Source organism: Billgrantia ethanolica, assembly GCF_021404305.1.
GTDB classification, from domain to species: domain Bacteria; phylum Pseudomonadota; class Gammaproteobacteria; order Pseudomonadales; family Halomonadaceae; genus Halomonas; species Halomonas ethanolica.
Map to the genome: position 1 here is coordinate 547,856 of NZ_JABFTX010000002.1, position 12,536 is coordinate 560,391.

Consider the following 12,536-nt stretch of genomic DNA (forward strand, 5'->3'; position numbering starts at 1 on the left):
ATTTCCCGGGAAGGAGGAGCGCATCATGGGCAAGCGCAACTGGATCAGCGTCCTGGCGGCGTCCGGCTGGCTGCTGCTGGCACCGCCAAGCGGTGCGGGCGAACTCTCGGCGGCAGCACTCGAAACCGCCCACGAGGTGACGCGAAGCCAAGCCAGCGCCGAGCTGCTGCGGCGCCCTGCGCTGCGCGATCTGGATGAGGTCCTGGCATCGGGGCACATCAACATCGGGCTCTACCAGGACTTTCCCCCTTACGCCTATCGCGACGAGCAGGGAGAGGCGCGCGGTATCGATGCCGAGATCGGTCGGGCCATTGCCGCCGGGCTGGGCGTGGAGTTCCGGCCTTTCTGGATCAAGCCAGGCAGCAGCCTGGGGCGGGATCTTGGCAACAGTGTCTCCCGCGGCCACTATCTGCGCCCCACTCAGGTGGCCGACGTGATGATGCGGGTGCCCTACGACCGCGACTTCTCCTACATGCGCGACTCCACCGGCGAGTACATCAACAAGAGCGTGGTGATGTTCGGCCCCTATCAGCGTGAGCAGTGGGACATCGCCTACGATGCCGGCCGGCTCGAGGGCGAGGTCACCCTGGGCAGCTTCCGCCAACAGCGCATCGGCGCGGAGTACGACACCCTGCCGGCCACTTATCTAACGGCCACCATGGGCGGCCAGCTGCGCGATGGCGTACGCCATTACCGCGATGTGGGAGATGCCTTCGCCGCCATGGCCCGCGGCGAGGTGGCCGGGGTCATGGCCATGCGCGGCGAGCTCGAACATTATCTGGCGCAGTATCCGCAGCATGATTTCCACCTCGCCGAGGCGGTGTTCCCGGGCATCTCCCGCCAGCAATGGGACATCGGCATGGCGGTGCGCGAAAGCCACCGCCAACTGGGCTATGCCGTCGAGGCGATCGTCGACCGCGCGCTGCGCGAGGGCCGCCTGGGCGACATCTTCCAGGCCCATGCACTGGTCTACCGCATGCCCGACTTCTACGCCGAGATACTCGGCCAGACGGAGTGACGGCGATGCCCCGCTTGCTACCCGAATCGCGCCGCTGCGTCTGGCTGCTGGCCCTGGCCTGGCTGACGGTCACGCCTGTGGCAGCCGAGGTGCCGGAGGATCCCTTCCGCTCACCGATGTGGGACTACAACCTGGCCCGCTACCTGGGCGAGGGGGCCGAGATCCGCCACAGCGACACGGTGGTGCTCAAGGTGCCGCCCTTTGCCGAGGATGCCACCCAGGTGCCGCTGACCGTCGATCTGTCGGCGTTTCCCCATGCCGTCCAGGAGGTGATTACTTGGGTGGATCTCAATCCGGTGCCGCACCTCTTCACCCTGCGCCCAGAGGCGGCCGACATCCGCACGGTGGCGCTCAATTTCCGCATTCAGCAGGCGTCCACCGTGCGTGCCGCAGTGCGTGACGACCAGGGCATCTGGCACATCGGCAGCATTCACGTCGAGGCCGCTGGTGGCGGGTGCACGGCGCCCAGCGTCACCGCCAGCAACCCCGACTGGGCGAACAGCTTCGGCCAGGTGCGCGGCGCCCTGTTCTCGCCGGCCGGGGGCATGGCCGGCAGCCGGCTCAAGGCCCAGGTCATGCATCCCATGGACTCCGGCATGGTGGCCAATATTCCCCGCTTCAATATCGAGAGCGTGGAGCTTCGGCACGCAGCGAGCCGGCAGCGCCTGGCCAGCATGACGCTGTCGGAGTCGGCCTCGGAGAACCCGCTGTTCGTCTTCGACCTGGAGCACGACAACGAGCCGGCCGGCATCGTCCTGCTGCTGCGCGACAATGGCGGCAACCTCATCGAAAGCCATTTGGGGGGATGAGCATGCGCCAGCTATTGCTGTTGCTGGGCTGTCTGCTGATGGGGCATTTCCCCGCCCTGGCCGATGCCTATCGCTACCATCTCGAGCCGCTGGAGATCGCTCCGGGTGTGTGGGTCTTCGAAGGCGCCAGGGAGGATTTTGCCCGCACCAATGGCGGCAATATCGTCAATGCCGCCTTCCTCATCACCGAGGAAGGGGTGATCGTGTTCGACACCGGGCCATCGCGTCGCTATGGCGAGCAGATGCGCGAAGCGATAGAGGCGGTGACCGCGCTGCCCATCACCCATGTGTTTCTCTCGCATCACCATCCCGACCATGTGTTCGGCAACCAGGCCTTCGATGCCGACAACCTCCACGCCCTGGAGGGAACGACTCGGCGTCTTGCCGAGCAGGGCGACGACTTCGCGGACAATCTCTACCGCGCACTGGGCGACTGGATGCGTGGTACCGAGGTCGTGCTGCCCACGCAAGCGGTGACACCCGGACGTGTGATGATCGGCAGCCGGGAGATCGAACTGATCGCCATGAGCGGGCATTCGGGCGCCGATATGGTGCTGTTGGATCATACGGCCGGTGTGCTGTTGGCCGCCGACATGGTGTTTTACCAACGCGCCCCGACCACGCCGCACACACCGGGGATCGACGTCTGGCGTGAGGAGCTGCGTACGCTGGAAGCGCTCGATTTCCGCTATCTGGTGCCCGGTCACGGGCCGGTGGTGGAGGGAACGGCCCCCTTCGAGCAGATGCACGACTATCTCGCCTGGCTGGACGACACCCTGCGCAGTGCCGCCGGCGCCGGCATGACCGCAAGCGAGGTCATGGCACTGCCGATTCCCGAACGATTCGATGAAATTGCCGTGGCTCGCCACGAGCTGATGCGCAGCGTGGTGCACCTCTACGGGCGCTATGAGCTGGAGGCTCTCGAACTGATTTCCGAAGGAGGATGACACCACACCGACCCCGATTCATTGCCGTTTCTTGTCGCGCATGGCTCTTGCCATCCTCCTCATACTATCAGGTGAGATTTGGGTGGCTTTTTTCACGCCTCCGAAAACGGTCCCGCTTGATCCGGACGCCATCTCGGGGGCGGTGGGGAAACAGCTGACACAAGACTTCCAAAGGAGCGTTCAGGTTCTCTTGCAAGTGCTGCAGCTCGGCCTTTGACCATCGTTGGGTCGGTGCCCACCGTAGCTTGTAGCGCTTGTTGATAACTGCTCGCTTGGGCCGGTGTGGAAATAGCTTGGCCAGCTCCTCGGCAGGCAAGTGTCGGTGCTCCTCGAGACGCTGAAGCTCCTCGGCACTCCATCTATCACCTGTATCGCCATCACCTTGGGGCACATAGCGCAGGCCTTCTGCCCGAGCCCTAAATTTGATCGCCTCCTCGGTGCGATGTGGCAGTTCCCTTCTTACCTGCGAAGCGCCGCCTTGAGGAAAGCCGCGTCGTAGAATCGCCAGATCTCGTTCGGTCCAGCGCTCTGCCGAAAAGGCCTTCAGGTCGAATTTCTTGGCCACGTGGCGGATGGCGATGACGGTACGGTGCGGCAGAAAGCGACGCCGAATCTCCGGTGCCGTGAGTGTGGGAAAGTGTTGAACCACCACGAGCAGCTCTTCCTCGGTCCAAGGCTGCTTCTCCGTGATCGGGACCGCCCGCTTTTTCAACCCCTGTTTGTGGGCCATGCGCTTGATCGCCGCGGGGGTACGATGAGGAAAGTGGCGTACCTGCAGCTCCCACCACGTCATGTCCAGGTAATGGCTCTCAAGCAGAGCTAGTTCACCCTGCGTCCATTCGCGTGAGGCGCCTCGATTACGTTGCCGCATTCGTGCTTCCTCTCTTCTGGACACCTTTGTTGCTCGTCTCACGCAGTCGTTGGGCAGAGACGACTACGGCTGCACCTTTGCCTTGCCCGAGGCGGTGATAATCTCACCACCGTGGTCCGTTTTGCAGCCAAGGTAAGCCGTAGGCCTTCCATCGGTGGTGGAGCTGCTCGCCCCTTCGATGATGGTGGCGCCGCAGCCGGTCTTGTCGCCCACCCGGGCCACGGGCTGGCCCTCGACTTGAGAGGGCGAGCCCGAGACGATTTCCGTTACGCCGTGGCCGGGGATAGGACAGCGATGCAGATCGCCTTTTCGTGCAATGGGTTTCATATGCCGGTCGCTACATCCGCCACCCGCCATTCGCCATTGCGGGTTTTGTAGAAGACCACCGGGAAGCTGGCAAAACGCTCGCTGCCAGCAGGGGGATGCTCCCAGAGAATGGGATTGGGACGGATCCGAACTAGACGACCGTTATCCAGAAACTCCAACTGATCTTCCTGCGGGTTATCACCCCAGTAGAGAGGCTGCAATACCTCACCTCCTGGACCCACCCGCTCGTATCCAGCCAAACCATGTTGAGTGTTTTCGATGAAATCACGAGCGGAGTTTCTCTCCGTCAGCATATATGCCGTACGCTCCCAGACTGGCTCAACCTCTTGAAAGATCGCCTCTGTATCATTTCTTGAAATCAAACCATGAATATGCCGATAGGCATCGCGTAGCTCACGGCGCAGTTCAGGAGTATCCTCCAGCACGACGGCTTCCCGCTCCCAGTGAAAGGCCGGGATGGGATCATCGACGGTAAAAGTGATGTCCAGACGATAGCCATCAATCGTCTGACCACCACCAAAAATGATGTCATCAAATTCGGAGAGTTGCATGCGACCATTGCTACGCAGGTGCGGCTGTTCTAGCACACGCTCCTCGCCACTGGCAGTGAGTTCGAGATGTTCGAACCTGCCTTCCGCCTCGTTGTAGCGGATGCGAATAGGGTGAATGCGCTCCCGCTCCTGGGTCGTCCATTGATAACGCTCGACCGCAATGTCGATCGCCACTCCATCATGTAGGGAATAGAGATACTCTTCGGTACTCGGGTCCTGCCCGGTAATAGGAGAGAAAAGTAGAGAAAGGGTGTTTTTTCCAGGACGGAGGTTCAAGCCGATATTTGGTGAATAATCTGCATAGGGAACATCGACATTGTCACGCACATAAATATCATTGACCCGAAGGGACCAAGCGGATCCCTCGGTGTGAATATAAGCGTTGTATCGATACTCGAAATTGTTAGCCATTGCCGATCCTTGCCAAACTATCATTGTCAGAAGTGCGATACTCAACAGTCTCAATATGCTTGCCATTCGATTACCTCGGGGCTCCATATGGAATAATTCGTGCCGCTAACGGGAGCATCCGGTCGTTCCTGGGCCATCCTCTCAGCCGCCGTTTGTGATGAGCCGATATGCTGTCCTACCTGTTCGAAAAGATCCCCTACTTGCACCTCGGAGGTGTTCTCTCTGCCGACATTGAATCCCGTTTGCTTAGCATTGTCTTCATCATTGCGCACTCTTACTTCCGTATAAGCCGTGAGAGTCAACACGACGCCTTCGAACTCATAGCGGCACTGCCGCTCACCTTCATGCATACGCATGGCCCAGATCCAGGCAGTATGCAGCGAACCGCTGGCCCCGGCCTTGGCGCTGAAGACCCACACTTGAGCTTCGATTTCGATGGCGATCTCGGCTTTACCGTTGATCTTTAGCTCACCGCCAAACTGTTGCTGAATACCAGCGTAGGCCGCTTCCAGATTGCCATTGGCCGGGATCGTAATACTCGCTCCGCTATCGATCGTATGCCGCAGGCTGCCCGTGGCGGCCATTTCCAGGTAAGCGTCCAATTTCCCGGTGATATGCTCACCTGCCGCCATACGTGCCCGAGCTTCGCTGATGGCATTTGCTCCAGGGCCACTAAAGGTCATAGCCAGGGCATCGATGAAATCGAGCTTACCCGATACTCCGATGCTGAGCGTCGATTCAAGGCTGGAGATGGCAAGTTGCAGGTCAGGCGCCCCCGTAACGGCGGTCAGTTCGAAGCCCTTCGGCTCGAAGGTCAACGATTTGCTGAGCTGTATGCCGGAAGCGAACTGAGTGCGATTCAGTTCCTGTCGCTGCCGGTTGCCTACGGCAACATAGTGATCCATCTTGCCAATGATGTTGGCCATGGTGCCCACGAGCCCCGGGGCCTCGCTGCCGCTATCGACTGCCTGGCCGGTGTTGGCGGAGCCACCGGCGCTGCCCTCGGCCGTCAACTCGTAGGCACCGTACTGCCCGGTGAGCGATCCCTTGGCCTCCGCGGAGGCGGAAACCCCAGCCGTTGTGAAGCTGATGCGAGTGGCCAACTCCAGTTTTCCATCCAGCTTGGCATAGGGCAGCGGAATGACTCGACAAGGCACTCCCATCGAGGCATCCGAAAGGCACTGGAAGGGTGTGAAACTGGCTCCCTGTCTTCCCCTCACAGCCGAGGCAATGGCTAGTACGGCATCCATGGCAAATAGCGCATACAGTACATTTTCTGGTACGTAGTTTCGCAGCGCCAGGCTAACGTTGAGCATTTGCTCGTAACCTGTGGCCACTTCCACCTGCTGCTCTTCGATGCGACTTCGCCCATTGGTCAGGCCCGTTGTATCCATTCTGGGCCGATCATAGTGCCCGGCCTGGCAGCGCTGTCCTTCCCATTCGACTTGCACTTTGGAGAGCAGATGCATGCCTTCTACCTCCTTGGCAACGACCAAGAGTGTAGTGGCCGCGACACATTGCTCGTCCGACTCGGCCATTGCCGGTGGCCAGGTAACCTTGCGAGTGCTATCGGTGCTGTCGGATATGCTTCCCGAGATTAGACAGCAAGGCTCGTTGGACTGGCATTCGACGCAGGCCGCTGCGAAATCCGGATCGAGGGTGGGATCGCTACCCGGCTCCGGTGGGATGGGGCTTCTGGCAAGCGGTTGCCCGCCATTACCACCCTGCTCGACCCACCTATTGGCCCAATTTCTCATGACGGGGTTTTCCAGGTTACTTGCGCCGTTGTCGCTCCTGCGCTGGAAGGCCTTGCCGATCTCGTTCTCCAGCAAGCGGCGGTCATGGGCGTTGAAGCGCTCTCCATCCGAGGCGAGGATATAGGCGAGATCTTCTGCGGTTGGGTTATAGCTCATTCCGATTTTCCTCTGCCTGCTATGGCGACTCGATCCAGGCGCCATGTATCACGCTGATCTGTGCTTGCTGTTTCAGGAAGTCACGCCGAATACGGCCACGCGGAATCCACTCTTCGATGAGCTTGCGCTTCTGCCATGCAAGCTTGCCAGGATGGTTCAGGATGCTCTTGGCATCCTGGTATTCATGGAGAAAATCCTGGCCGAACTCGAGCACGCACTTGGCTAACGTCGCCACCTGCTTCCCCGAGGTCATTCCATAGCGTTGCCCCAGCCTGCCGGCAGCCTCGACCGCGGCCAGGAGTTCTGCCAGCGGGGTCTTGGCGTAGGGTTCCATGAGTTCCCTGGCCAGCTTGCGCTGCGCCCGGGTGGCCTGCAGGGCGCCGAAACGGGTGAACTCGGTTGGGTCGATGGCGAAGCTGCGCCCAGGGGTGATGGGAGTGGCCTCGCCGTGGCGCTCGGTTTCGCTGTCGTTCAGCGTCAGCCGTAGCAGCCGCCCTTGCACTTCCTGAGACGTGGCGGCGAAATGGGGCGGGTCGCTGAGGTTGGCCATGTCGGGCACGTTCATCAGGGGCGAGAGCCCAACGATAAGCGTGTCCAGCGGGGCCATGAGGGCGGCCAGTTTCCAGGGGGCCAGCGCCTGGGCCATGTCCAGCGCCACGCGCGGGTCGTAGAAGCGGAAGTAGACCGGCGCCTGATCGTTGGCCGGGGTCCACAGCATGGTGAATTTGCGCAGGTGGCTGCGTAGTTGCTTCAGGGTGGCGTGGGACTGCAGCAGCAGGCCCCAGTGCTGCTCCTGGGGCAGGCCTGCCAGCCAGTGGCGGATCTCACTGTCGGGTTCAAGCCGTACCAGCCAGGGGGCGATGGCGCGGGTGGCGGCATCGGTGGTGGCGTAGAGGCAGGCGCTCTGGACCTCGGCAGCAGCGAGCCGTTGCATGGCCTCGCGACAGTTGACGCCGTCGATCACCGCCCACAGCGGTGGCGAGGTGGGGGTGAAGAGGTCTGCCCAGGCGATCTCGTCGTAGCGGACCGGGGGCTGTGTCGGGGGGACTGCCTCGGCCGGCGCTGTCGCCTCCGGCAGTAGCGGGAGCATCTCGCCGAAGGCCACCGGGGTACGCGATGAGAGCGCCTCCGCCAGGTCGAGCAGCGTTTTCGACATGCCTTCGCGGCGAAAGCGCTGCAGCAGGGTTTGTACCGCGTCGAGCCGGACGAGTCGGAGCCCTTCGCCGTCGAGCGTCGCCTGCAGTTGGGTACGCATGTCCTCTTCCGACTCGGCCCGTACCACCACGGTGACCATGGCGTCGTCGGTGTCGGCCTGCCAGCGTCTCGCCGCCGGCGAGCCGGCACGCAGGTGGCAGCGTCCGGTCCAGTAGTCGTGGGACGACATGGGGCTTAGCCCTGCAGCGGGCAGTGGGAGACGAAGGGGCTGCCTTCTCCGGCGGCCGCTTCCAGCACGGCGGGAATGGGTGGCAGGGCGGCGGCCCCCGGTGAGGCGGAGCCGACGTTGAGATGCGGGGTGACGTCGACACGACCGCCCGCGACGACCAACGCGGCGGCGCCCGCCACGAGGGTGATCTTGGACGCGTCGAGGACAATCTCGCCATCGGCCTTGAGGGTGATGTCACCCCCGGCGTGGGTCTGGAAGCTGCTGCCGACGCGCAGGCCGCGCTCGCCGTCGATCTTTTCACTGAGGTTGGCGCCGACGGTGACGTCGCGGTTGCCCTCGATGGTTTCGATACGGTCGTTGGCCACGGCGAGAGTGGAGTCGTGGCCGATGGTGGCGCTGTCGTCGTACTCCACGCGCTTCTGGCGCGAGTTCTTGACGTGCAGCTCCAGATTCTTCTGGGCATGCACGTAGATGAACTCTTCGCCGGCCAGGTCTTCGAAGGTCAGCTCGTTACTGCCCTCGCCCTGGTGGGTCTGGGTCTTGATCGTGGTGCGAGTCTTGTGGACGGGCAGCGGGTAAGGCGGCGTGTTGGTCGCGTGGTAGGTGCGCCCGGTGATCAGTGGCTGATCTGGATCGCCCTCGAGGAAGCTGACGACCACCTCATGGCCGATCCTGGGAATCGCGATACTGCCGTAGCCGCCACCGGCCCAGCCCTGGGCGACCCGGATCCAGGCGCTGGCGGTTTCGTCAGGCGCGGCGTCGCGGTCCCAGGGGAACTGCACCTTGACCCGGCCGTATTCGTCGCAGTAGATCTCTTCCCCCGCCGGTCCCACCACGAAGGCGATCTGGGGGCCGTCGACCCGCGGCTTGGGATTGGGCCTGGGGCGCCAGGCGATGTCGCCGGGGGTCAGCAACAGTTCGTTGTGGTAGCGCGTCATGCCACCCGCATCATCGGCCGCCCCCTGCTCACCGTTCAGGACGATGCCGTCCTCTTCCAGGGCCTGGGGCTGCTTGCCGTAATGGGTGACCGCGATCAGCTGCCAGTCGCGGTTGAGGCTGGCGGCATCGTGGTCGGTCAGCTCAAAGCGAGCGCCGGGGGCGAACTCGGGCAGGTCGCTGACCGCTTCGGCCGTGAGGGCCTCGTGGCGCAGCGACTCGAGGCGCACGCGGGTGAAGGGCTGGCCGGAGGCATCCTGCTTGTAGCGGCCGGGATAGTCGTAGTGCTCGTACCCCTGATCGGCGACGCCACGTTGACCGAGTGCTTCCACGTCCTGACCGACGTGTTCATGCAGCTGATCATAGGCGGGCTGCTTGAAGGAGTAATCCTTGAGGGTCACCGAGGAGGGTGCCACCCGGGCGAGCTGGCGCAGTTGGCGCACGTGACGCTCAGGGGCCGTGCCACCGGCGCGGCTGTGGTAACGGCGCGGTCCGAGAGCGCTGAGCACGTGGGGCGCATCGGCGAACACCAGGCGATGACCGCTGTCGCTGAACTCGTGGAAGTAGCACAGCCCCTCTTCGGCGGCCAGGCGCTCGATGAAGGCCAGGTCGGATTCGCGATATTGCACGCAGAACTCCCGAACCTGGGGTTCGCGTGTCACGGCAAAAGCGATGTCGTGCAGACCGCGCTCCCCGCACAGGGTCTCGATGATCGCCAGCGGCGAGAGCTGCTGGAAGATGCGCGAGTTCTGGCGCAACGAGAGACGCCACAGGGCGGGACGCAGCACCAGCGAATAGAAGGTACGGCGATGGCCGCGGTCGCCGCGGCCGAACTCGCTGATCACCCCATGCACCCGGCGCAGCGGCTCGCCGTCCTGCCAAATCGTCAGGCAAGCCTCGCGGTCGAGCAGAGCAGCGGCGTCCAGGTCACCGTGGCGGCTGGCCAGATTGAGGATCAGTTCGAACGGCTTGGAAAGCGCCTCGCGGTGGATGAAGTCCACCACCGCCACGTCATCGACACCGGGCAGGGTCAGGGTGAACTGCAGTCCAGTTGCGTGCGCCATGACGCCTCCCTACGTCCGTGTTGCCGGGCGCGCAAGTACGCCCGATGCTGCATTAGTGGTTGCTTTATCGAATGAGAAAAATACCACCCCCTCCCGGAGGCTTCTGTCGTTTTTCTCTGATCAGCGTGTAAGTAATGGCTGACAAAAAGGCGACGACATTGGCTATGCGACAGTATCGCAGCGATCTTTTCAATAAGAGTCTTACGACCAAGAGAGGAGAACATGTCGTCCCTGTTGGCCATGGTTGGCCAGTAACACTTGACACACATTGAGTCGTGAAGCGCCTGGCAGGAGCGGCGCTGGAGCGAATAACAATCCTGTTGACCTACTGCCCCTCCGGAGAGCGTCATGACTCAGTCATTTCCCATCGGCAAGCTGTCTCGACCGTTTGCCCTGACGGCCCTTGCCCTGGCCATTTCCGCCCAGGCCCAGGCCGTCACCTTCGACGACATGCTCAACGACCACCTCGCCACCGATCAGGTGGTCACCAATGGCATGGGCCTGCACGGCCAGCGCTACAGCCCGCTGACGACACTCAATACCGACAACGTTCATCAACTCAGGCCGGTGTGGGCCTTCTCCTTCGGTGGCGAGAAGCAGCGGGGCCAGGAGTCCCAGCCGCTGGTCAAGGACGGCGTGATGTACGTGACCGGCTCCTACTCGCGTATCTGGGCGGTGGATGCCTATACCGGTGAACAGATCTGGCAGTACGAGGCGCGTCTGCCGGATGGGATCATGCCCTGCTGCGACGTGATCAACCGAGGTGCCGCCATCTATGGCGACAAGGTCTATTTCGGCACCCTGGACGCGCGTCTGGTGGCGCTGGACCGCGAAACCGGCCGGGTGCAGTGGATCAAGCGCGTGGCCGACTATCAGGCGGGGCACTCTATCACGGCGGCGCCCATCGTGATCGACGGCAAGCTGATCACCGGGGTGGCCGGAGGTGAATTCGGCGTGGTGGGCACGATCTTCGCCTTCGATGCCGAGACCGGCGACGAACTGTGGACCCGGCCGGTGATCGAGGGCCACATGGGCTACGTCTACGAGAACGGCGAAGCGGTGGAGCACGGCATCACCGGCGGCGAGGCCGGGCAGACCTGGCCGGGCGACATGTGGCAGCAGGGCGGCGGCGCCCCCTGGCTGGGCGGCTTCTACGACGCCGACACCCATACCCTGCTGATCGGCACAGGCAACCCGGCGCCGTGGAACTCTCACCTGCGCCCCGGCGACAACCTCTACAGCTCCTCACGGCTGGCCATCGTTCCCGACGACGGCAGCATCAAGTGGCACTTCCAGGCCACGCCCAACGACGGCTGGGACTACGACGGCGTCAACGAGGTGATCTCGTTCGACTACGAGGATAACGGCAGCGTGATCAAGGCGGCGGCCACGGCGGATCGCAACGGCTTCTTCTACGTGCTGAACCGTGAGAACGGCGAGTTCATTCGCGGCTTCCCCTTCGCCGACAAGATCACCTGGGCGGAAGGCCTGGACGAGAACGGCCGGCCGATCTTCAACCCCGCAGGGCGACCGGGCAATCCAGCGGATGTGGCGGATGAGCGAGGCGAGTCGGTGCAGGCCTACCCGGCCTTCCTGGGCGCCAAGAACTGGAACCCCATGGCCTACAGCCAGGACACCGGCCTTTTCTACATCCCCTCCAACGAGTGGATGATGGATATCTGGAACGAGCCAGTCTCCTACCGCAAGGGGGCGGCCTACCTGGGCGCGGGGTTCACCATCCGGCCCGCCAACGACGACTACATCGGTGTGCTGCGGGCTGTCGATCCGCGCACCGGCGAAGAAGTCTGGCGCCACGAGAATCGCGCTCCGCTGTGGGGCGGTGTGATGACTACTGCCGGCAACCTGGTCTTCACCGGTACGCCGGAGGGCTATCTCAAGGCGTTCGACGCCGTCACCGGCGAGGAGCTGTGGGGCTTCAACACCGGCTCCGGCGTGGTCGGTACGCCCATCACCTGGGAGATGGATGGCGAACAGTACGTCTCGGTGGTGTCCGGCTGGGGCGGTGCGGTGCCCCTATGGGGCGGCGAGGTGGCCGAGGTGATCAAGAACTTCAACCAGGGGGGCATGCTGTGGACCTTCAAGCTGCCGAGTGAGTACGCGCAGTAATAGGGGCGGGAAAACGTTGCTCGCCGGGCCGAAACCGGGCCCGGCAGGCTACTACCAAAGGCCACCCCATCCTCCTTCAAATGAAGTATGGGGCAGGCCTTCAAAGGGTATCTACACTGGCTACAAGACTCGCTTCCTGGCGGGCCGGTGAAGCGAGTCGGGGCAGAGGTGGCAGTAC

General features: G+C 62.9%; 10 protein-coding genes. 4 read left to right on the top strand and 6 right to left on the bottom strand.

All coding sequences use genetic code 11. From position 1 onward, the window contains the following. Positions 1 to 25 precede the first annotated feature (25 nt). Genes HOP53_RS11360 through HOP53_RS11370 form a run of 3 tightly spaced genes read left to right on the top strand, consistent with a single transcriptional unit; the run spans position 26 to position 2,774 of the window. Complete coding sequence (locus HOP53_RS11360; RefSeq protein ID WP_234270144.1) at positions 26 to 1,018, top strand: substrate-binding periplasmic protein; 993 nt, start codon at positions 26 to 28, stop codon at positions 1,016 to 1,018. A gap of 5 nt (positions 1,019 to 1,023) precedes the next feature. Next, a complete protein-coding gene (locus HOP53_RS11365) occupies positions 1,024 to 1,827 on the top strand; it encodes a quinoprotein dehydrogenase-associated SoxYZ-like carrier (protein WP_234270145.1) in 804 nt (267 codons plus the stop codon). 2 nt (positions 1,828 to 1,829) lie between these two features. Further along, the gene (locus HOP53_RS11370; RefSeq protein ID WP_234270146.1) at positions 1,830 to 2,774 is read left to right on the top strand and encodes a quinoprotein relay system zinc metallohydrolase 1; all 945 of its coding nucleotides are present in this window, start codon (positions 1,830 to 1,832) and stop codon (positions 2,772 to 2,774) included. A gap of 67 nt (positions 2,775 to 2,841) precedes the next feature. Here HOP53_RS11370 and HOP53_RS11375 read toward each other — a convergent pair whose 3' ends face one another. The 6 genes from HOP53_RS11375 to HOP53_RS11400 form a co-directional block, all read right to left on the bottom strand. Beyond that, complete coding sequence (locus HOP53_RS11375) at positions 2,842 to 3,645, bottom strand: hypothetical protein (protein WP_234270147.1); 804 nt, start codon at positions 3,643 to 3,645, stop codon at positions 2,842 to 2,844. A gap of 63 nt (positions 3,646 to 3,708) precedes the next feature. Further along, positions 3,709 to 3,972 carry a PAAR domain-containing protein gene (locus tag HOP53_RS11380; RefSeq protein WP_159549502.1) on the bottom strand — a complete coding sequence of 88 codons (264 nt, stop codon included), beginning with the start codon at positions 3,970 to 3,972 and terminating at the stop codon, positions 3,709 to 3,711. Then, the gene (locus HOP53_RS11385) at positions 3,969 to 4,934 is read right to left on the bottom strand and encodes a hypothetical protein (protein WP_234253558.1); all 966 of its coding nucleotides are present in this window, start codon (positions 4,932 to 4,934) and stop codon (positions 3,969 to 3,971) included. The genes HOP53_RS11380 and HOP53_RS11385 overlap by 4 nt, the downstream gene beginning before the upstream one ends. Before the next feature lie 50 nt (positions 4,935 to 4,984). Then, complete coding sequence (locus HOP53_RS11390) at positions 4,985 to 6,847, bottom strand: hypothetical protein (protein WP_234270148.1); 1,863 nt, start codon at positions 6,845 to 6,847, stop codon at positions 4,985 to 4,987. Between the two features lie 19 nt (positions 6,848 to 6,866). Then, entirely contained in the window at positions 6,867 to 8,231 is a 1,365-nt protein-coding gene (locus tag HOP53_RS11395) for a DUF4123 domain-containing protein (RefSeq protein ID WP_234270149.1), read from the bottom strand. Positions 8,232 to 8,236: 5 nt separating this feature from the next. Further along, on the bottom strand, positions 8,237 to 10,231 hold the full coding sequence (locus HOP53_RS11400) for a type VI secretion system Vgr family protein (protein WP_234270150.1): 1,995 nt from the start codon (positions 10,229 to 10,231) through the stop codon (positions 8,237 to 8,239). Between the two features lie 348 nt (positions 10,232 to 10,579). On the opposite strand from HOP53_RS11400, the gene HOP53_RS11405 reads away from it, so the two are divergent. Continuing rightward, positions 10,580 to 12,358 carry a PQQ-dependent methanol/ethanol family dehydrogenase gene (locus tag HOP53_RS11405; protein WP_234270151.1) on the top strand — a complete coding sequence of 593 codons (1,779 nt, stop codon included), beginning with the start codon at positions 10,580 to 10,582 and terminating at the stop codon, positions 12,356 to 12,358. The last annotated feature ends 178 nt before the right edge of the window (positions 12,359 to 12,536 follow it).

Bases quoted from the DNA above. Each gene is read 5' to 3' on its own strand.
- HOP53_RS11360 (WP_234270144.1), top strand. From the start codon at position 26: ATGGGCAAGCGCAACTGGATCAGCGTCCTGGCGGCGTCCGGCTGGCTG.
- HOP53_RS11365 (WP_234270145.1), top strand. From the start codon at position 1,024: ATGCCCCGCTTGCTACCCGAATCGCGCCGCTGCGTCTGGCTGCTGGCC.
- HOP53_RS11370 (WP_234270146.1), top strand. From the start codon at position 1,830: ATGCGCCAGCTATTGCTGTTGCTGGGCTGTCTGCTGATGGGGCATTTC.
- HOP53_RS11375 (WP_234270147.1), bottom strand. From the start codon at position 3,645: ATGCGGCAACGTAATCGAGGCGCCTCACGCGAATGGACGCAGGGTGAA.
- HOP53_RS11380 (WP_159549502.1), bottom strand. From the start codon at position 3,972: ATGAAACCCATTGCACGAAAAGGCGATCTGCATCGCTGTCCTATCCCC.
- HOP53_RS11385 (WP_234253558.1), bottom strand. From the start codon at position 4,934: ATGGCTAACAATTTCGAGTATCGATACAACGCTTATATTCACACCGAG.
- HOP53_RS11390 (WP_234270148.1), bottom strand. From the start codon at position 6,847: ATGAGCTATAACCCAACCGCAGAAGATCTCGCCTATATCCTCGCCTCG.
- HOP53_RS11395 (WP_234270149.1), bottom strand. From the start codon at position 8,231: ATGTCGTCCCACGACTACTGGACCGGACGCTGCCACCTGCGTGCCGGC.
- HOP53_RS11400 (WP_234270150.1), bottom strand. From the start codon at position 10,231: ATGGCGCACGCAACTGGACTGCAGTTCACCCTGACCCTGCCCGGTGTC.
- HOP53_RS11405 (WP_234270151.1), top strand. From the start codon at position 10,580: ATGACTCAGTCATTTCCCATCGGCAAGCTGTCTCGACCGTTTGCCCTG.